Source organism: Nocardioides sp. (assembly GCF_964229035.1).
Taxonomy (GTDB): domain Bacteria; phylum Actinomycetota; class Actinomycetes; order Propionibacteriales; family Nocardioidaceae; genus Nocardioides.
Genome location: NZ_CAXRAZ010000034.1, coordinates 24,747 through 44,115, shown reverse-complemented (window position 1 = coordinate 44,115; position 19,369 = coordinate 24,747). Strand labels below are relative to the sequence as shown.

General features: G+C 73.6%; 14 protein-coding genes. 6 read left to right on the top strand and 8 right to left on the bottom strand.

Annotation, left to right across the window (positions count from 1 at the left end):
• Positions 1-48: 48 nt before the first annotated feature.
• Positions 49-1,401, bottom strand: a complete 1,353-nt coding sequence (locus ACERUN_RS11085) for an aldehyde dehydrogenase family protein (protein WP_370290010.1) — start codon at positions 1,399-1,401, stop codon at positions 49-51.
• A gap of 64 nt (positions 1,402-1,465) precedes the next feature.
• Entirely contained in the window at positions 1,466-2,851 is a 1,386-nt protein-coding gene (locus ACERUN_RS11080) for a flavin monoamine oxidase family protein (RefSeq protein ID WP_370290009.1), read from the bottom strand.
• A 153-nt stretch (positions 2,852-3,004) separates the two neighbouring features.
• On the opposite strand from ACERUN_RS11080, the gene ACERUN_RS11075 reads away from it, so the two are divergent.
• On the top strand, positions 3,005-3,598 hold the full coding sequence (locus ACERUN_RS11075; protein WP_370290007.1) for a TetR/AcrR family transcriptional regulator: 594 nt from the start codon (positions 3,005-3,007) through the stop codon (positions 3,596-3,598).
• A 130-nt stretch (positions 3,599-3,728) separates the two neighbouring features.
• Here the strand turns inward: ACERUN_RS11075 and ACERUN_RS11070 are convergent, their stop codons facing one another.
• Positions 3,729-4,613 carry a LysR family transcriptional regulator gene (locus tag ACERUN_RS11070; RefSeq protein ID WP_370290006.1) on the bottom strand — a complete coding sequence of 295 codons (885 nt, stop codon included), beginning with the start codon at positions 4,611-4,613 and terminating at the stop codon, positions 3,729-3,731.
• 124 nt (positions 4,614-4,737) lie between these two features.
• Here ACERUN_RS11070 and gabT point away from each other — a divergent pair, with 124 nt between their 5' ends.
• Positions 4,738-6,114, top strand: a complete 1,377-nt coding sequence (gabT, locus tag ACERUN_RS11065) for a 4-aminobutyrate--2-oxoglutarate transaminase (protein ID WP_370290005.1) — start codon at positions 4,738-4,740, stop codon at positions 6,112-6,114.
• Between the two features lie 11 nt (positions 6,115-6,125).
• Entirely contained in the window at positions 6,126-7,523 is a 1,398-nt protein-coding gene (locus tag ACERUN_RS11060; protein WP_370290004.1) for an NAD-dependent succinate-semialdehyde dehydrogenase, read from the top strand.
• 147 nt (positions 7,524-7,670) lie between these two features.
• Here ACERUN_RS11060 and ACERUN_RS11055 read toward each other — a convergent pair whose 3' ends face one another.
• The 4 genes from ACERUN_RS11055 to ACERUN_RS11040 form a co-directional block, all read right to left on the bottom strand.
• The gene (locus tag ACERUN_RS11055) at positions 7,671-8,570 is read right to left on the bottom strand and encodes a GyrI-like domain-containing protein (protein ID WP_370290003.1); all 900 of its coding nucleotides are present in this window, start codon (positions 8,568-8,570) and stop codon (positions 7,671-7,673) included.
• A gap of 103 nt (positions 8,571-8,673) precedes the next feature.
• Entirely contained in the window at positions 8,674-9,357 is a 684-nt protein-coding gene (locus tag ACERUN_RS11050; protein ID WP_370290002.1) for an MBL fold metallo-hydrolase, read from the bottom strand.
• A gap of 103 nt (positions 9,358-9,460) precedes the next feature.
• Positions 9,461-11,737 carry a methyl-accepting chemotaxis protein gene (locus tag ACERUN_RS11045; protein ID WP_370290001.1) on the bottom strand — a complete coding sequence of 759 codons (2,277 nt, stop codon included), beginning with the start codon at positions 11,735-11,737 and terminating at the stop codon, positions 9,461-9,463.
• A 295-nt stretch (positions 11,738-12,032) separates the two neighbouring features.
• Complete coding sequence (locus tag ACERUN_RS11040) at positions 12,033-13,265, bottom strand: TetR/AcrR family transcriptional regulator (protein WP_370290000.1); 1,233 nt, start codon at positions 13,263-13,265, stop codon at positions 12,033-12,035.
• A gap of 224 nt (positions 13,266-13,489) precedes the next feature.
• Here ACERUN_RS11040 and ACERUN_RS11035 point away from each other — a divergent pair, with 224 nt between their 5' ends.
• The 3 genes from ACERUN_RS11035 to ACERUN_RS11025 all read left to right on the top strand — a co-directional run bounded on the left by ACERUN_RS11035 (position 13,490) and on the right by ACERUN_RS11025 (position 18,218).
• The gene (locus tag ACERUN_RS11035) at positions 13,490-14,278 is read left to right on the top strand and encodes a fibronectin type III domain-containing protein (RefSeq protein ID WP_370289999.1); all 789 of its coding nucleotides are present in this window, start codon (positions 13,490-13,492) and stop codon (positions 14,276-14,278) included.
• A 368-nt stretch (positions 14,279-14,646) separates the two neighbouring features.
• Complete coding sequence (locus ACERUN_RS11030) at positions 14,647-17,448, top strand: fibronectin type III domain-containing protein (protein WP_370289998.1); 2,802 nt, start codon at positions 14,647-14,649, stop codon at positions 17,446-17,448.
• Between the two features lie 98 nt (positions 17,449-17,546).
• Positions 17,547-18,218, top strand: coding sequence for an SDR family oxidoreductase (locus tag ACERUN_RS11025; protein ID WP_370289997.1), 672 nt, complete (start codon positions 17,547-17,549; stop codon positions 18,216-18,218).
• Positions 18,219-18,316: 98 nt separating this feature from the next.
• Here ACERUN_RS11025 and ACERUN_RS11020 read toward each other — a convergent pair whose 3' ends face one another.
• Complete coding sequence (locus ACERUN_RS11020; protein WP_370289996.1) at positions 18,317-19,345, bottom strand: alpha/beta hydrolase; 1,029 nt, start codon at positions 19,343-19,345, stop codon at positions 18,317-18,319.
• Between the last annotated feature and the right edge of the window lie 24 nt (positions 19,346-19,369).

Sequence of the window (19,369 nt, the reverse complement as noted above, 5' to 3'; positions counted from 1 at the left end):
GACGACAGCAGATCGGCTGGGGGCCTCGGGAAACAGCCGGGGAAGGGATCAGTCGGCGATGTACATCAGCCGCTTGTTGACGAACTCCTCCATGCCTAGCGGGCCGAGCTCGCGGCCGAAGCCGGAGCGCTTGACGCCGCCGAAGGGCAGCTCGGCGCCCTCGCCGGCGGTGCTGTTGACGTTGGCCATGCCGCACTCGAGGCGCTCGGCCAGGGCGCGGGCGCGGTCGACGTCCGTGCTGAACACAGAGCCGCCGAGGCCGTAGGCCGAGGAGTTCGCCAGCTCGAGCGCCTCCTCAGCCGACTCGACGCGGTAGACGGCGGCCACGGGGCCGAAGAGCTCCTCGCTGAAGGCGCGGGCCGCCGGCGTGATGCCGCTGAGCACCGCGGGCGTGTAGTGGGCGGTGGGGGCGGGGCCGAGCTCGCCGCCGGCGTGCAGGGTGGCGCCGTTGGCGACGGCGTCCTGCACCTGCTCGTGGAGGGCCTCGGCGGCCTTGCGCGATGACAGCGGCGAGGGGTCGGTGACGGCCTGCGCCTTGGCGGTGAGGCCGGCGACGACGTCGTCGAAGAGGTCGCCCACGACGATGATGCGCTTGTTGGCGTTGCAGGCCTGGCCGGTGTTGTAGGTGCGGAAGTCCCACGCGGCGGTGACGACGGCGTCCACGTCGTCGGTGTCGAGGATGATCATCGGGTCGGAGCCGCCGAGCTCGAGCACGCACTTCTTGAGGTTCTTGCCGGCCAGGGCCGCCACCGCCGCGCCGGCGCGCTCGGAGCCGGTGAGCGACACGCCCTGGATGCGGGCGTCGGCGATGATCGTCTCGATCTGGTCGTGGTCGGCGAAGAGGTTCGTGTAGACGCCCTCGGGCACGCCCGCGTCGGCGAGCAGCTGCTGGATCGCGAGCGCGCAGCCCGGCACCGACTCGGCGTGCTTGACGATCATGGTGTTGCCCAGCACGAGGTTCGGGGCCACGAAGCGGGCCACCTGGTAGTAGGGGAAGTTCCACGGCATGATCCCGAGCAGCGCCCCCAGCGGACGACGCTGCACCACCGCCTTGCCACCGGCGTCGCCGGTGGGGATGGGCTGGTCGGCCGCCAGGCCGGGGCCCTCGGTGGCGAAGTAGCGGAAGATCGCCTCGCAGAACTCCGCCTCCTCGACGCCCTCGGAGTGCGGCTTGCCCATCTCGCGCTGCGCGAGGGTGGCGAGCTCGTCCTTGCGCTCGCCGAAGAGGCGCGCGACCTCGGCGGCCACGGCGGCGCGCTCCTCGATGCTCAGCGCCCCCCACGAGGCCGCCGCGGCGTGGGCGCCCGCGAGGGCGGCCTCCACCTCGGCGTCGGTGGCGGTGTCGTGCTCGCTGACGACGTCTCCGGTGGCGGGGTCGATGGCGCGGTAGGCGATGCTCATGGCAGGTCGGTGCCTCTCGTCAGGTGGTGCGAGGTGGTCGTGCGGGCTGGGAGGGAGCGGGCGTTCAGCCCAGGGCGGCGGTGATCTCGGCCGCGAGGTCGTGGCCGACCCGGATGGCGCCGTCGACGTGCTGGTACCCGAGGCCGGCCACATCACTGCTGCCGAAGTGGATCGGGCCCACGGGCTGGCGCAGCACGGAGCCCCAGCGCACCAGACCACCGACGTCGAAGCTGGTGGCGTAGGCGCCGCCGGTGAGCTCCTGGGTGTGCCAGTCGCTCTCCACGTAGGTGCGCGGCGTGAGGGCGGCGTCGCCGAAGTAGGCGGCGAGGGAGGCCAGGATGCGCTCGCGCCGCTCGTCGTCTGACCAGGTGAGCGCCTCCTCGGCGCGCAGGTCGGACACGAACCCGACGAGCGTGCCGGTGCCGGTGTCGCGCTCGGAGACGTCGTTGGTGTTGTCGTAGACCTCGTGCACCAGCAGGTGCGGCGCGAAGCCGGTGCCGCTGAGGCCCTGCTCGCGCCAGAACGGGGTGTCGTACTCGGCCTGCACCTTGATCACGAGGCCGAAGGAGGTGTGCTGGCGCGCGGCCTGGTGGCGGTGGGGGAGCGGCGGCTCGATGCGGATGCGGCTCACGTGGGTGGGCGGCAGCGCGAGGATGAGCCGGCGGGCGGCCAGCGCCCCCTCCGGCGTGTGGACGACGACGCCCTCCTCGCTGCGGACGACGCGGGTGACGTCGGCGCTGAGGCGCACCCGGTCGCCGAGGCGCTCGGCGAGCGCGGCGGGCACGGAGGCCAGGCCGCCGGCGACACGGCGGTCGAGGATGAAGTCGGCGTCCACGAGGTGTTCGAAGCGGCCCGCGCTGGCGGCCATGAGCCCGGCCTGGAGGGCCGAGAAGGCGTGCGCGGGCTTGGTGAGCATGGCGGGGCCGATGAAGAGGCCGACGGTGGCCACGGCGACGGGGTCGTCGCTCTGGGCCTCCAGCCAGGCCTGGAAGGTGACGGAGTCGAGGTGCGCGGCGTCCGGGTGGTCCCAGGGCGCGTCGGGGTCGAGCTCGATGGAGAGCTTCTCGAGCGCGGCGCTCAGCTTGTCGACCTCGGCGTTGGTGGCCGCGGGCAGGGGCAGGTCGTCGGTGAAGCGCTCGATCGCGCCGTCGGGGGTGACGAACACCGAGTCGCCCTGGCGGTAGCGGGGGTAGGTCTCGAGGCCGAGCTCCTCGACCATCGCCAGGAGGGCGGTCTGGTCGGGCGAGACCCACTGGCCGCCGACCTCGAAGTCGGACTCCTGTCCGCTGGGGCCGTGGCTCTCGGTGGAGAGGCGGCCTCCCACGCGGTCGCGGGCCTCGAGGACGACGACGTCCTTGCCCTGCTCGGTGAGGCGTAGCGCCGCGGTGAGGCCGGTGACGCCGGCGCCGACCACGATCACGTCGTGGGTGCTGGTGGGCTCGGTCGTCATGGCGTTACTCCTCGGGGCGTTCGACGGCAGATGTTTGAACAGCGTACAAACCGAGACTACTGTGCAATGTGGCCCAGGACACGGCCCGCGGTCAAGAGGTCCGGCCGGGTCCGACGGGAAAAGTCGCGAGAGCGCTGCGGGAAGGGGTCGGGCATGGCACGCACGCGCAGCAACCGGCGCCTCGAGCAGCCCCGCGAGCAGGTGCTCGCCGCCACCCTCGACCTCATCGCCGAGCAGGGCCTGGCCGGCGTCACGATGGCCCGCCTCGCCGAACGGCTCGGCACCAGCGGCGGCCACCTCCTCTACTACTTCGGCACCCGCGACGGCCTGCTGCTGGAGACCCTGCGCTGGAGCGAGCAGCGCTACGCGGTCGAGCGCGAGCCCGTGCTGGCGGCCGCCGAGGCCCGCACCGGCACCGAGGGCGACGACCCGGACGCCGTCGTCGCCTTCGCCGAGGTGTACCTGCCCCTCGACCGCGCCGACCCCCGCTGGTTGCTCTGGCTCGAGCTGTGGGCCCGCGCGCCCTACGACGACGACCTGGCCGCCGCGCAGCGCGAGCTCGACGACCTGTGGCACGACGACCTCGTGCGCCTGCTCGGCCGGGTACTGCCCGACCTGGCCGACCCGGCCGGCGTCTCGACCCGGCTGCGGGCGATGTGGGACGGCTTCGCCATCGCGATCATCAACGGCGGCGGGCTCCCGCTGCGCGCCGAGGCGCTCGGGCACACCCGGGTGCTGCTGGGCTGAGCCCTCCTGTCCGCCCGATCGGGCCGCGGTCGCTCGCCGTTTGGTCGAGGCCCCCAGCCAGATCGTCGTGTTGGGGGGCATTTTCCAGCGATTCGGCTGGGGGCTCGGGAGATCGGGCCGGCAACCGGGATCAGTCGGCGGCGCGGTAGCGGTCGTCGACGAACGCCCGCAGCCGCTCGACCAGCTCCTCCACCGCCGCGGCCGTGACGGCCCGCGGGTTCCAGGACGCCGAGAGCCGCAGCGCGAGCGTCGCGCGGCCCGGCAGCTCGATGCGCAGCGCGTGGAGGTCGAAGCGGGGGTCGTCGGAGACGACGGCGACGCCGCGGCCCGAGGCGGCGAGCGCCTGGGCGATGGTGCCGTTGCCGGCCTCCACCAGCTCCGTGGCCGCCAGCTCGGCGCCGGCGAGGGCGGCGTCCAGGGCGGCGCGGGCGGTGAAGCCGGCCGGCACGCTGACGAGGGTCTGCGTGACGAGCTCGGCCAGCGGCACCGAGGCGTGCGCGGCCCACGGGTGGTCGGCGCGCACGTAGGCCCACACGGGCAGGGTCGCGAGGCGCCGGACGGCGAACGGTGCGGGCGCGCGGTCGGCGGCGATGGCGAGGTCGGCGCCGTCCACGAGCATGGCCTGCGCCGACGTGCCGTCGGCCACGCGGGCGTCGACCACGGGGTCGTCGTGGCCGAGGGTGGCCACGAAGGGCGAGACGACGTCGGTGAGGGTCACCGTGGGGGCGGCGATGAGCAGTCGCTCGATGCGCCCCGCCGCCTGGATGCCGGCCGCGCGGCGCAGATCGTCGGCGGCGGTGAGCACCGCGGTGGCCAGGGGCAGCAGCTCGGTGCCGGTGCGGCTCAGCCGCAGGCGCCCGCCGTCGCGGTCGAAGAGCGCGACGCCGAGCTCGCGCTCGAGGTCGCGCAGCTGGCGGCTGAGGCCGGGCTGGGTGAGGTGGAGGTCCAGTGCGGCGGCGCTCACCGAGCCCGCGCGTGCGGTGGCGGCGAAGTAGCGCAGGTGACGCAGTTCCACAGGGCCTCCGCGGGGTGGTGGGCCATGCCCATGAGGCATGAATCGGGTGCCCAAGAAGTATTCGACAGCATAGCTCGACCGGTCGGACACTGGGGGCATCCGCATGCCACCCGAGGAGGACCCCGTGACCGCCACCGTCGAGAACCCCCTGCACTCCGGCACGACGAGCGTCGAGGGCGTCGCTCAGGAGCGCCGTCTGGTCACCGAGCTCCCGGGCCCGCGCTCGGTGGAGCTGATGGCGCGCAAGCAGGCGGCCGTGGCCGCAGGTGTCGGCACCACGCTGCCGGTGTTCGCCGCGCGGGCGGGCGGCGGCGTCCTCGTGGACGTCGACGGCAACCACCTCATCGACCTCGGCTCGGGCATCGCCGTCACCACGGTGGGCAACGCCGCGCCCCGCATCGTCGCGGCCGTGCAGGAGCAGGTGGCCGCCTTCACCCACACCTGCTTCATGGTTACCCCCTACGACGGCTACGTGGCGGTGGCCGAGGCGCTCAACCGCCTCACGCCCGGCGACCACGAGAAGCGCAGCGCCCTGTTCAACTCCGGTGCCGAGGCGGTGGAGAACGCGGTGAAGATCGCCCGCGCCCACACCAAGCGTCAGGCCGTCGTCGTCTTCGACCACGCCTACCACGGCCGCACCAACCTCACGATGGCGATGACCGCGAAGAACATGCCCTACAAGCACGGCTTCGGGCCGTTCGCGAGCGAGGTCTACCGCGCCCCGCTGTCGTACCCCTACCGCGACGGCGGCCTGGACGGCGCCACCGCCGCCCGTCGCGCGATCACCCAGATCGAGGCGCAGGTCGGCGCCGACAACCTCGCCGCCGTGGTGATCGAGCCGGTGCAGGGCGAGGGCGGCTTCATCACCCCCGCCGAGGGCTTCCTGCCCGCGCTCGCCGCCTGGTGCCGCGAGAACGGCGTGGTCTTCGTGGCCGACGAGGTGCAGAGCGGTTTCGCGCGCACCGGCGCCATGTTCGCCTCCGACCACGAGGGCGTCGTCCCCGACCTGATCGTCACCGCCAAGGGCATCGCCGGCGGCCTGCCGCTCTCGGCGGTCACCGGCCGCGCGGAGATCATGGACGCCGCCCACGCCGGCGGCCTCGGCGGCACCTACGGCGGCAACCCGCTGGCCTGCGCGGCCGCCCTCGCCGCGATCGAGACCATCGAGGCCGACGGCCTCGTGGCCCGCGCGCAGGAGATCGAGGCGCTGATGAAGCGTCGTCTCGGCGCGCTGCAGGAGCGCGACAGCCGCATCGGCGACGTGCGCGGTCGCGGCGCGATGATCGCCGTCGAGCTCGTGAAGGCCGGCACCGACGAGCCGGACCCGGCGCTCACCAAGGCCGTGGCCGCCGCCGCGCACGCCCAGGGCGTCATCGTGCTCACCTGCGGCACCTACGGCAACGTGCTGCGCTTCCTGCCCCCGCTCGTGATCGGCGACGCCCTGCTCGAGGAGGCGCTCGACGTCCTCGAGGGCGTGTTCGCCTCCCTCGCGAGCGCTTGAGCGGGGCGGTCGTGAGCCACGCCCTCATCACCGTCGAGGACCCCGCCACCCTCGAGGTCGTCGGCACCGTGCCCGACCACACCGTGGACGACGGACTGGCCGCCGTCGCGCGCGCCTCGCAGGCCTTCGGCGCCTGGGCCGCCACCTCTCCCCGCGCCCGCTCGGAGGTGCTGCGCCGTGCGTTCGACCTGATGATCGAGCGCCGCGACGAGCTCGCCGAGCTGATCGCGCGCGAGAACGGCAAGTCGCTGGCCGACGCGGCCGCCGAGGTCACCTACGCGGCCGAGTTCTTCCGCTGGTTCAGCGAGGAGGCCGTGCGCACCGACGGCGACTTCGGCTCGGCGCCCGCCGGCGGCACCCGCACGATCGTGCACCACCGGCCGGTCGGCGTGGCGGCGCTCGTGACGCCGTGGAACTTCCCCGCGGCGATGGCCACGCGCAAGATCGGCCCGGCGCTGGCGGCGGGCTGCACCGTCGTCCTCAAGCCGGCGGCGGAGACGCCGCTCACGGCGATCGCGGTGGCCGACATCCTGCGCGAGGCGGGACTGCCCGACGGCGTGGTGGAGGTCGTCACCACCACCGACGCCTCGGGCGTGGTCGGCGCGTGGCTGGCCGACGCGCGCGTGCGCAAGGTGTCGTTCACCGGCTCCACCAACGTGGGCCGCATCCTGCTGCGCCAGGCCGCCGAGCGGGTCGTGAACTCCTCGATGGAGCTCGGTGGCAACGCCCCCTTCATCGTCGGCGCCGACGCCGACCTCGAGGCCGCCATCGCCGGCGTGATGATCGCGAAGTTCCGCAACGCCGGCCAGGCCTGCACCGCGGCCAACCGCCTCTACGTGCACCGCGACGTGGTCGAGGAGTTCACCGCGCGCCTGGCCGCCGAGGTCGAGAAGCTCACCGTGGGCGCCGCCCGCGACGGCGCCGCGATCGGCCCGATGATCAGCGCCGCCGCCGTCGAGCGCATCACCCGCACCGTGGACGACGCCGTGGCCGCCGGCGCCCGCGTCGTGGCCCGCGCCGCCGTGCCCGACCCCGCCGAGCTGCCCGGCCACTTCTACCCGCCGACCGTCATCGTCGACGTCGCCGAGGGCGACCCGCTGGTGAGCGAGGAGATCTTCGGCCCCGTCGCCCCGATCCGGGTGTGGGACGACGAGGACGCCCTGCTCGCGGAGGTCAACGCCAGCGAGTACGGCCTCGCCGCCTACGTCTACGACCGCGACCTCCAGCGCGCGCTGCAGCTCGCCGAGCGCCTCGACGCCGGCATGGTCGGCATCAACCGCGGCCTCGTCTCCGACCCCGCCGCCCCCTTCGGTGGCGTGAAGCAGAGCGGCCTCGGCCGCGAGGGCGCCCGCGAGGGTCTCGCCGAGTTCACCGAGACCCAGTACTTCTCCGTCGACTGGGGCCGCTGACCCCCGTCGTCCTCGGTGGTGGGTGTCGGTGGGCGCCGTGGTCTGCGGTTCACCAACGATTCTTGTCGTCTTTCGGCCTCAGAAGCGACAAAAATCGTTGGTGCGCGGCCAACCCGCAGCGACCTCGGACAGTGCGGGGGAGGAGGGTCAGCGTGGGGCGGCCTCGACCGGCAGCCACAGCTCGCACACGGCGGTGCCGGCCTCGGCGTCGTACTCCTGCAGCGCCACGATCTCGGGTCCCGGCCGCAGCCGCCAGGGCTGGGAGGGGAACCACGAGGTGGCGGTGGCGGCCCACGCCTCCTGCAGGGCCTGCGGGTGGGGGCCGTCGGTGCGGAACACCGCCCACGTGCCGGCCGGCACGGCGATGCGGTCCCACCCGGAATCCGTGTCCCCGTCTGCGAGCGGGGGGTGCGCCACGGCGACGCCGTGCAGGTAGGTGAGCTCGGTGCCCTCGGCGCGGTCGGGGTCGAGGTCGTCGCTCACGGCGAGGACGCCGTGCGGCTCGACGTCGTTGAGCCCGGCGAGCCGGACGGTCTCCTCCCTCGGGATCGACGCCGTGTGCGCAGCGATGGCCTCGTTCTCGCCGCGGTGCACGAGCGGCACGCGAGCGGCGCGGCCGATGAGGGTGACGGCGGGCAGGTCGACGATGCGGGTGTCCATGGGGGTGCTCCCTTCGACGCTCAGGTGGAACCTGATGCGGGGTTGTGTGCGCAGAGGGCCGCCGTCGCGTCGCACGTCGCCGGCGCCGGCGCCGTGCACCGAGCGGAACGCGCGGCCGAAGGCCTCGGCCGAGCCGTAGCCGTGGCGCACGGCGACGGTGAGCAGGTCGTCGTCCGCGCTGACGAGGGCGGCAGCGGCGAGCGCCATGCGACGCCGTCGCACGTACTCCGCGAGCGGCATGGCGGCGAGCGAGCTGAACATCCGGCGCAGATGGTGCTCGGTGGTGCCGAGCTCGCGCGCCAGGGCGGCGACCTCGACCGGTGCCGCGGGGTCGTGGGCGAGTTGCTGCTCGACGATGTCGACCACGCGGTTGAGCGATGCGATCACGGGTCCTCCTTCCGCACCCAGCCTGCCCCCGTCGGCGCGGCCGCACCCGATCTCTCGGGGCCCGTTCGATCAGCCCCGCATCACCGTGGTGGACGACGCCCGCTCAGGGCCGCAGCATCGCCCGCAGCCACGCGTCGTCCACCCGCGCCGCAGCGCCGTGCGTGGAGACGACGACGGCGGGATCGAGGTCGACGAGTCGGCGGCGCGAGGCGGCTGCCTCGGCGAGGTCGTGGTTGAGCGCTTCGGGCAGCCGCAGCCAGCGCGGGGAGGTGCGCGAGCCGAGGTTGACCGGACCGTGGCCGATGAGCAGCACCCGGTCGGCCTCGCGCCACAGCGCGATGGAGCCGGGGCTGTGCCCGGGCGTGGTGAGCACCTGCCAGGCGCCGAGCCGGTCGCCGTCCACGAGGGGGCGCTCGACCGTTCGGCGCTCGGGGTCGAGGGCGCGGCTCAGGGCGCGCCCCACGCGGGTCTGCAGGGTGTCGATGCGACCGCCGGCGAAGAGCGTGGCGTCCTCACGGCCCATCGCCAGGTCGGTGCCCAGGTGCCCGCACAGCCACGCGGTGGAGCCGAGGTGGTCGGCGTGGGCGTGGGTGACGACGTGGGTCGAGGCCTCGACCCCGTCGAGCAGGCGCTGCAGCCGACGGCGCTGCCAGCGCAGCCCGCTGTCGACGACCATCCCGCCGGCTCCACTGTCGTCATCGGCATCGAGCACGACGACGTTGATGAAGCTGCCGGGGCCCAGGGCGCCGAGGTGGACGCCGTCGGCGACGGTCTGCAGGGAGCGCATGCGCCCGAGGCTAGCCACGAACAGGGCATGGAGCCGGCGACGGGCGCGGATCGTCTGGTGGACGGGACGGGGCCGGGCGCACACCACCCGACCCCGCCCCCGCTCAGAGCACGAACTCGTCGACGAGCGCCTTGAGTTCGAGCGCGAGCCCCGAGAGGTCGGTGGCAGCGACCAGTGCGCCCTCGGCGCCGGCACTGGTGGTGGTGGCTGCGCCGGAGACGCCGGAGATGTCGCGCGCGATGGCACCCGCGCCGACGGCTGCCTCGGTGACGTTGCGCGCGATCTCGTTCGTGGTGGCGGTCTGCTCCTCCACGGCTGATGCGATGGTCGACTGGATCTCGTTGATGCGAGCGATGACGTCGGCGATCTCGGTGATGGCCGATACCGCGCCGTGGGTGTCGCCCTGGATCGCTTCGACGCGTCGTCCGATGTCCTCGGTCGCCCTGGCCGTCTCCTTGGCCAGCTCCTTGACCTCGCCCGCGACGACGGCGAAGCCCTTGCCGGCGTCGCCGGCGCGCGCGGCCTCGATCGTGGCGTTGAGGGCGAGCAGGTTGGTCTGCTGGGCGATGGAGGTGATCACCTTGATGACCTGCCCGATCTCGGCCGAGGAGTCGCCGAGGTCCGCGATGGTCTGCTGAGCCGCGGTGGCGACGCCGACCGCGCCGGTGGCGACCACCGCCGCCTCGGTGGTGTTCTGCGAGATCTCGCGGATCGAGGCGGTCATCTGCTCGGTGGCCGCTGCGACCGTGTTGATCGAGGTGCTGATCTCCTCCGAGGCGTCGCTGGCGCTGGCGGCCAGCTGCGAGGTGGTGGTGGCGCCGGCGTCCATGGCCTGCGAGAGAGCGGTGAGCTGTTCGGAGGCGGCGGCGAGGCGCTCGGCGCTCTGGCTGATCGCCGTGACCGACCGGCGCTGCGCGTGGAGGAGGGCGTTGAGCGCCTCGGCCACCTGACCGGGCTCGTCGTCGCTGGTGAACTCCACGCGACGGGTGAGGTCACCGCCCGCCGCGCTCCTCACCACGGCCAGGATCTGCCCCACCTTGGCGGTGAGGTCGCGCTGCATGGCCCGCTCCGCCTCGCGCTGTGTGATCTGCTCGATCGCGTTGCTCACGAGCCGGGCCACGGTGCGCAGCACGGTGAGCCGCCGCTCCGACATCTCGATGATGTCGGTGCTGAAGAAGTCCATCGTCCCGACGATCTCGCCGCGGCAGCTGATGGGGAAGCACAGTCCCGAACGGACGCCGACCCGCTGGGCGACGGGGGCCCGCACGCAATCGGTCATCTCACCGAGGTCCGGGGTGAAGAACACCTCACGCGCCGCCCAGGCGCGCCCGGACAGGCCGACGCCCTCCCGGAAGGTGGAGGAGAGGGTGACGCGGCGGAACTCCTCACCGGCGTCGCCGGACTCGCAGTCGAAGCGCAGCACACGCTCCGCGTCGTCCACGCGCCAGAAGGAGCTGTAGACCCAGCCGAACTCCTCGCGCACCAGGTCGAGGGCCAGCATGATCGCCTCGGCCTCGGTGGTCGCCGCTGTCACCGCGGCGGCGACACGGTTGGCGGCCGCGATGTCGGTGTCCGCGGCCGCGCGATCCTTGTCCAGCGCGACCTGCCTGGTCACGACCTCCCAGGTGGCCATGGCGCCCACATACATGCCGTCGGCGTCGGTGATCGCCGACACCAGCAGGTCGATGACCTCGGGCCCGATGCTCACGTTCGCCCGCCGTGGCAGGTGACGGTCGGGGTCGGCAAGCAGTTCTCGCTGGTAGGACGGATCGGTGTGGAAGATGTCCAGGCTCGAGCCGACGATCTCATCGACCGGCACGGGCAGGTGATCGGCCACCCCGCGCAGGGTCTCCAGCGACCGGGGGTTCATGTAGGTCACCACCAGGTCCCGGTCGGCGAGGATCATGTTCGTCGGAGCCTGGTCCATCATCGACCGCATCTGCGCCAGCTCCGCCTCGAGCTGGAGCTTGCCGGTGACGACGTCCCAGGTGGCCACGGCGCCCACGTAGGCACCGGACTCGTCGTGGATGGCGTCGATCGTGAGGTCGAGAGTCTCCGGGCCGAGCCGGATGAAGGCCTGTCGGGGCAGGTGCGACTCGGGATCGGCGAGGAGGCCCCGCTGGTAGCCGGGCTCGTGGTGGAACACGTCCATGCTCGAGCCCACCACCTCGTCGGGTGCCACAGGCAGCCAGTCGGCCACCGCGGTGAGCGCGCGCATCGACGCCGGGTTGACGTAGGTGATGACGAGGTCGTGGTCGGCGACCATCACGCGGGTGGGCAGCTTCTCCAGGATCGACGGCAGCAGGTGCAGGTCGGTCGTGGTGATCGCGCGAGCGAGGTCCTGGGTGGGGACCCGGTGGCGCGTGGGGCTCTCGGTCATCGGCGACCCGTCCTCTACGTAGAGTCGCCTCGCATGATCTCGGCAACGTTGCGAGTTGATGGACGGCCAGGGCGGCGCGGAGGTGAGCCGGAGTGCGACGCGGCGGACTTCGTCCCGAGAGGGCCGGGTCGCTCGTGAGCGTGACCAGGGACCCCCCGTCTCATGATGAGACGCGCGCAACCGCGAACGGGGCTAGATGCGGTGGGGCGGTCCCCGCTCCCATCGGCAGGGTCCCGTCACTTCTCACTACGTCGCCTGAAAGCTAGAAGAATCCTCTCGCAGTCGCCCGGCGAACTCACGTCGGCAGGTGCTGGGGCGCGAGGAGGCCCAGTACCGCGGCGGCGTGGTCCGACGGGTCGCCGGCCGGCTCGTGCAGGGCACGACGGATGGTCAGGGTGATGAGGAGGCGGCTCGTCTCGGCGTGCTCGTCGGCGGGGGCGTCCGGGTCGGCGCGCTCGCGCGCCTCGACCAGCAAGGAGCAGACGTGCTGGACGAGCTCGTCGGTGTGATGGGGCGTGGTGAGCACCTCGGTCAGGTAGGCCGTGGCCTCCGCCGCCCGCGGTGGCACGAGGCGAGCGAGGGCGGTGAGGTGGCCGAGGAGGCTCGCCCACTGAGGCTGCGGGTCGGTGAGGAGCTCGTCGCGGGCGTGCTGGATGAAGAGGGCGACGGCGAGGTCGTGCTTGCTCGGGTAGTAGCGCTTGAGCGTCGACACCGAGGTGTTCGAGCGCGACGCGATGTGGTCGTAGGTCGTGTGCTCGTAGCCGAGGGTGTTGAACAGTCCCGCAGCGGCGTTGAGGATGCGCGCGTTCGCCGCGAGCCCGCGGGCGGTCGTGGGCACCCGGGCCGTGGTGGCGCCGAGCGGGTAGTAGTTGATCTCCGCCAGACGACCATCGGTGTCGTGGCGATCGCCGTCCACCCGCAGGAGCACGAGGTCGAGGGCGGTGGCGGCGCGCTGGTAGTGGTGCCGGGTGAGGGCCTCGGGTTCGATGCGGTGACGCAGCACGCTGCCGTTCACCAGGGCCACCCGCATGGCCATGTAGTGCTCGATCTCGAACGGGGGGCGGAGCGTGCGCGACCAGCTGTCGAAGAGCGCCTTCGCGAGAGCCCCGAGGTGGTCGTCGATGGTGCGCAGGTAGTGCCGGTAGGCCGCGGCCCCCTGCGCGCCGCCGAAGGCCCACAGGCCCACCCGCAGCGGGTAGTCGACGTCGTCGGTGAGCCGGTCGAGCTCGCTCCCGTGGACCTCGAGGGCCGTCGTCAGCGGCAGCTGGCTGTACTTCATCAGCGCGATCTGCTCGAGCAACCCTTCGATCGGCGCCGTGCGCGGCTCGTACACGTGCCCCAGCACGGCGTCGGCGAGACCCTGCAGCGAGCCGTAGTGGTGGTAGATGCTGGCCGGGCTCGCCCCGGCGCGCCGCGCGATCTCGCGGACGCCGACGGCGTTCAGCAGGGCTGCGGTGTCGAGCTCGCGCAGCGCCTCGAGCGCGGCGTCGAGCAGGCGCTGCTTGAGCGGCGGCGGGGCGTCGTCCACGGGTCCAGGGTAGGGCAGGGGACGGGTGTCGGCTGAACGTTCGTTCGGTGATGAACCGATCTCGCCGCGGGCGCACGGTTCCGGCGAATGAACCTTCGGTCCGACCTCGTGGTCCCCCCGGGACGCGTGCCCCACGATGTCGTTGGCTGCATGAAGCGGCATGCGCCCCACCTGGGCGCTCTCGGGTGCCGGTGAGTCCGTCGTTCACGCGCGAGGAGAACCCGATGCCCGTGCTTCCTGTGCCACCTTCGACCGGTCACGACGCTGCGCCGGCGCCGGTGCCGGTGATCACCCGGCAGCCGGCCGACGCGCTGACGATGGTGGAGCGCCCGGCGGTCTTCACGGTGGACGTCGACGGCGCCCCCGGCTCGGCGGTGACCTGGGAGCAGCAGGTGTCGCGCGACGCGGCCTGGACGCCGCTCACCGCCGAGGACGACGCGCGATTCTCCAGCGACGCCGGCACCGCCTCGCTGACCATCGCGGGGACGACCGCGCGGGACGGGATCCGGGTGCGGGCGGTGGTGTCCGGTGCGGCCGGACCGGTGACCTCGCAGGCCGCGACGCTGGGGGTGACGCCCCTGCTCGGGCCGCCGACGTCCGTGCTCGCCGTGCGGGGCGATGGCGGGCTGGTCATCATGTGGGCCGCGCCGTCGCCGGCCGAGGGGCAGCTGCCCGTGACCGGCTACCTCGTGGAGCGGGTGGGGGCCGCGGGCGTGGAGCGGGTGTGCGCGGTGCCGGCCGACGAGCCGCTGTGCGAGCTATCGGGGCTGAGCAACGGCACCCGCTACGAGTTCAGGATCGCCGCGATGAACCGGGCAGGTGTGGGGCTGCCCGCGACGGTGACGGCGCAGCCCTCCCGACCGGTCCGGCTCACCGACCTCTCGGCCGAGTCGTCGGCGGAGGGACCGTTCGCCCCGTCGCTCGGGGCGGGGGCGCTGGTGCGCACCGCGCCTCGCAGCGCCGCCGCCCCCGCTCGGTCGCGGCGACGCGGTCGGCTCCTGCTCGCCCGCTGATCTGCGGTGGCCGGCGGTCGGGATTCACCGGTGAGCCGGTGAATCTCGTGCTCCTCACATGAAGCTTCAGCCGACAAGCACGAGTTTCGGTCGACCAGCAGTCCTCAGGACGACGCCGCCGGCGCCTCGTCGGCGGTCGACACGCGAGGCGGCGTGAGCCGCGCGCGCCCGGCCGGACTGAACGGATGTTCGCCTCGAGCGGCTGTCCCAGGCGTGAGGGGCCCCTGCGGCGGTGAGCCTTCGGCTCATCGTCGCCCGCGACCGTGACCTTGAGGTCGTCCAGCGGTTGAACGGCGTTGTCGGCACGTGTCTCCTCCGCGGGATGCGCTCGGGTGCCCGTCCTGCTCTGCTCAATCCCAGGAGAACTCGTGCGCTCGTCCCCACGTCCCCGTCCGCTCCGTCCGCGGGTCGCCCGCGCGGCGTCGTCCGCGGGGCGCAGCGCGCGGGCGCTGCTGATCGTGCTCGCCCTCGTCGTCGGCGCCCTCGCCGCGACCACGCTGCCGGCGCGGGCGATGACCCTCGTCGTCCAGGTCGCCGGGCCGGGTGCCCGCCTCCAGCTCGACGTGGAGCCGTCCGACAGCATCGAGAACGTCAAGGCGAAGATCCAGGACGCCCAGGGCTACCTGCCCGAGCGTCAGCACCTCTTCGCCGGCACCTCCGAGCTGGACGACGGCCGCACGCTCGCCGACTACGGCATCGGCAAGGACCGGGTGCTCACCCTCACCGTCGACCTCTCGTCGGGGTGCGCGAGCCTGAACTCCACCGTCTTCGACGGCACCTACGGCAGCGTCGACGACCTGTCGGCGGCACCCTCGCGCGTCGGCGCCTACGGCCCGAAGGAGGTGGCGGTCGTCACCGCCACCCGCACCGGGGGATCGGCGACGGCACCCGACGGCGGGGTGACGGTGGCTCTCTACGACCAGAGCGGCGTCCCGACCGTCGACACCGTGCGGACCTTGCCCGACTTCGTCAACGGTGCGAGCTCGGTGACCGTGCCGCTCGCCGAGGCCTACAGCCCGCCCTCGAGCCTGGGCTGGTTCAGCAGCGACGTGTCGTGGACGGTGCGCTGCGGTCTCGACGCCGACGGCAACGACGTCATCGACGCCGAGGAGCCACCGGTGTTCGTGGCCCCCGGGGCGCCCGGCACGCCCCTGATCGAGATCGGCGACGGGCAGCTGACGGTGACGGTCGTGCCGCCGACCTCCGGTGGGCCGGTGGACTCCTACACGGTGCGCGCCGAGAGCGACGCGACCACGGCGCCGGCGACCTGTGCGGTGCTGACGGGCGCGAAACCGCTCGGATGCACGCTGACGGACCTCCGTCAGCCGAAATACGAGGTCACCGTGATCGCCAACGGGCCGGGCGGCTCGTCGGCACCGAGCGTGCGGGTCACCACGAGGCCGGTGACCAACGCCGAGGTGGCGGACCTCTTCCGCTGCGACGGCGCGCCCGGGCAGCCGCGCTCCATCCCAGTTGCCCTCACCGGCCTCCAGCACGTCGGCACCCGCGCGGTCTCCAAGCTGGCGGTGAAGCTGACGCCGGCACTCCCGGCCGGGACGGGAACGGTGGCCGTCGCCGTCGGACAGGTCGGCGTCCCGAGTGAGGCCGGCACCGAGGCGTTCCGCTTCGCTCCGTGGGCCGCCGCCACCCGCGACGCGGCTGAGTCGTTGAGCGGTTTCGGCACCGCTGTCCCGAACGCGGAGGGTGATGCCGGCACCGGAGCCACCACGACCCCGCTCAGTCCGAAGAGGCAGAATGGGCTCGGCGTCTACCTTGTGCCCGGGCTGGGGACGCATACCGACGCCACGTTCAAGGCGTACAACCAGGCCGTGGTGTTCCTCCCGCCACCGGGCTCGCCGTACTGCGCCGACCTGCGCACCTACCCGGTCCGCTTCGACGCCAACCAGGCCTTCTTCGCCCTCGCGCGCTTCCTCGACGACCCCCGGATCATCCCCGGCGCACCCGCGGTGCGGCCCGGCCCGGGCTCGGCGACCGTGACGATCGCCCCGCCGCAGGCCGCGGTGGAAGTGACGTCGTACACCGTGACGGCCTCGCCCGGCGGCCGGACCTGCACGGTGCCGGCGTCGGCGACCCCGCTGGCGTGCACCATCGACGGCCTGGAGCCGCTGCCCGGCGGCCAGCGCTACACCTTCACCTCCACGGCCACCGGGCCGTGGGGCGGGCCCGCCACCAACACGCTGGCCGGTTTCGGCACGGGCTCGCCCGCCGGGGCGAACGACCCGACGGCCGGCACCCAGTCGGCCACCTCGGTGGCCTCGCCCCCGGGTATCGAGGTGCCCGCCATCGTCACCTCGCCGCTCGACGCCCTGACCATGGACGAGCGGGCGGCGTCCTTCTCCGTGGCGGTCGGGGGCAACGGCCCCGCCGCAACGGTCGAGTGGCAGCAGCAGAGCGCGAAGGGCGGCCCGTGGACGCCGCTCACCGCCGCCGACGGTGCCTCCCTCGCCCGCGACGGCGACACCGCCACGCTGTCGATCATCGGCTCCGCGAAGCTGAACGGCGTCCGCATCCGCGCCGTGGCCACCAACAAGGCCGGCTCGACCGCCTCGGCGTCCGCGACCTTGAGCGTGACCCGGCTGCTGCGCCCGCCGTCGTCGGCGACGGCCCTGCGAGGTGACGGGCGACTGACCCTCACCTGGGCGCCGCCCTCGCTGGTCAACAAGCCCCTGCCGGTGACGGGTTACGTGGTGGAGCGCACCGGCGCCGCAGGCGTCGAGCGCCTGTGCACGGTCGCGGTCGGCGAACCGCTGGAGTGCGCGGTGTCGGGCCTGACCAACGGCACCACCTACGGGTTCACCATCACCGCCCTCAACCGGGCGGGCATCGGCCGCCCGGCCAAGGTCGCGGGCATCCCCTACCGCCCGGTGTCGTTCACGAGCCTCCCGGACGACGTCTCGGTCGCCGCCGGCGCCACGTTCACCCTGAACGCCGTGGTCGACGCCGAACCGGCCCCCTCCCTCGTGTGGCAGGTCAGCAAGGACGCCGGCCGGTCCTGGAAGAACGTGGGCTCCGGTGCACGGGGCTCGACGATCTCCTACGCGGAGAAGGCGGTCGCCGCGCGGTCGGGGTGGCGCTACCGGGTGAAGGCGACGCAGGCGGGCGTCGGGGTGTCGTACAGCCGCTCGATCACGGTGACCGTCACCCGCTGACCCGGTCACTCCTCGAGCGCCTTCGCGCCCTCGGCACAGGCCCCGCCCCGGACTCCCGGGGCGGGGCCGTCGCCTTGCCGCCCACCTAGGCTCGCGACATGACCCTCACCGTTCTCATCGCCGGCGCCGGCCCCGGCGTCTCCGGCTCCCTCGCCCGCGTCTACGCCGCCGAGGGTGCCCGCCTGCTCCTGCTCGGTGCGGACGACGACGTGCTCGCCACCCTGGCCGGCGAGGTCGAGGCGGCCGGCGGCTCGTCGTCCACGCGGGTGGTCGACCTCACCGACGACACCGCCACGCGGGCGACGATCGCCGAGGTCGTCGACGCCGAGGGTGGCGACGCGCGCCTCGACGTCGTCCACTTCAACCCCTCGGCCTACCGCGAGCAGGACCCCCTCGAGCTGAGCGTCGACGGCCTGCTGGACGACGTCCGCCTCGGTGTCGCAGCACTGCTGAGCGTCGTGCAGGCCGCCCGCCCGTACCTCCACGACGGCGCGCGCATCACCGTCACCGGCAGCGAGGCCGCCGACAAGCCGTGGTTCGGCGCGGCCTCCCTCGGCGTGCAGAAGGCCGGCGTGCGCAACCTGGTGCGCAGCATCGACACCCGCCTGCGCGAGGACGGCGTCCGCGCGGTGTCGGTGACCGTGTGCGGTCTGCTGGCCGACGAGGGCCCCTTCACCCCCGACCGGGTCGCCGAGCAGCTGCGGGCGGCCGTCGAGCAGGGCGGTGCCTCCGGTGACGACTGGCGCTCCGAGATCCGCTACGAGGGGTGAGGCGGGGGCGGCGGGGATTCACCGGTGAACCGGTGAATCTCGTGCTTGGTGCATGAAGCTTCAGCCGACAAGCACGAGTTTCGGTCGACCAGCAGCCCTCAGGACGACGCCAGCGACTCCCGCAGCGCGCCGACCCACCCCTCCCGGAACGCCCGCATCGCCACTGCGTCCGGCGCGACCGCGTCGGCGCCGTGGTACATCCCCGGCACCACGTGCAGCTCGCACGGCACCCGCGCCACGCCGAGCCGCCGGGCGTACTCCACCGACTCGTCGTGGAAGAGGTCGAGCGTGCCGACGCCGATCCAGGCGGGCGGCAGTCCGGTGAGGTCGTCGCGCCGGGCGGCCACGGCGTGCGGCGGGGGAGTGGGGGCCGTGCGGCCGCGCCCGCCCAGGTAGGCCGACCAGCCGAACCGGTTGGCGGCCGGGGTCCAGGCGATCCGGCCGGCTCCGCGGCGCGAGCGCGTCGTGCGGTCGTCGAGCATCGGGTACACCAGGCACTGGACGACGAGCGCCGGCCCACCCTCGTCGAGTGCACGCTGGGCCAGGCAGGCCGCCAACCCGCCGCCGGCGCTGGCTCCGGCGACGGCGATGCGAGCGGCGTCCACGCCCAGCTCGTCGGCGGAGGCGGCCAGCCAGTCGAGGGCGGCGGTGACGTCGTCCAGGGCGGCGGGGAAGGGGTGCTCGGGGGCGAGGCGGTAGTCGACGGCCACCACGACCGCCCCGAGCTCGGCGGCGAGGCCGCTGGCGAGGGCGTGGTCGCCGGCGGGGTGTCCGGCGACGAACCCGCCGCCGTGCAGCCACAGCACGGCACCGCTCGGCCCCGGCGCGGCGGGCCGGTAGATCACCACCGTGACGTCGGGTCGCCCGTCCATCCCGCGGATCCGCCGTTCCTCCATCGACACCCCGTCGGCCACCGGCTTGGTCACCGCGAGGGCGCGGCGCAGCCGCGGCAGGGTGCGGGCGTTCACCAGGGTGGGCAGGTAGAGCCACGGGTTGCGCAGTGCGGGCGCGACGCGTCGCATCACGAGGTGGCGGCGTGCCCCCGCTGCGCCGGTGGCCACCGCCAGCACGGCGGTGGCGCTCAGGGCGCGTGCGGCGACGGTTCGTCGCGGCGATCGAACGCGCACGGCCGCCTCCTCCCGGAGGCGGGA

Coding starts and splice junctions, on each gene's coding strand:
- ACERUN_RS11085 (WP_370290010.1), bottom strand. CDS start 1,401: ATGAGCATCGCCTACCGCGCCATCGACCCCGCCACCGGAGACGTCGTC.
- ACERUN_RS11080 (WP_370290009.1), bottom strand. CDS start 2,851: ATGACGACCGAGCCCACCAGCACCCACGACGTGATCGTGGTCGGCGCC.
- ACERUN_RS11075 (WP_370290007.1), top strand. CDS start 3,005: ATGGCACGCACGCGCAGCAACCGGCGCCTCGAGCAGCCCCGCGAGCAG.
- ACERUN_RS11050 (WP_370290002.1), bottom strand. CDS start 9,357: ATGCGCTCCCTGCAGACCGTCGCCGACGGCGTCCACCTCGGCGCCCTG.
- ACERUN_RS11045 (WP_370290001.1), bottom strand. CDS start 11,737: ATGACCGAGAGCCCCACGCGCCACCGGGTCCCCACCCAGGACCTCGCT.
- ACERUN_RS11035 (WP_370289999.1), top strand. CDS start 13,490: ATGCCCGTGCTTCCTGTGCCACCTTCGACCGGTCACGACGCTGCGCCG.
- ACERUN_RS11025 (WP_370289997.1), top strand. CDS start 17,547: ATGACCCTCACCGTTCTCATCGCCGGCGCCGGCCCCGGCGTCTCCGGC.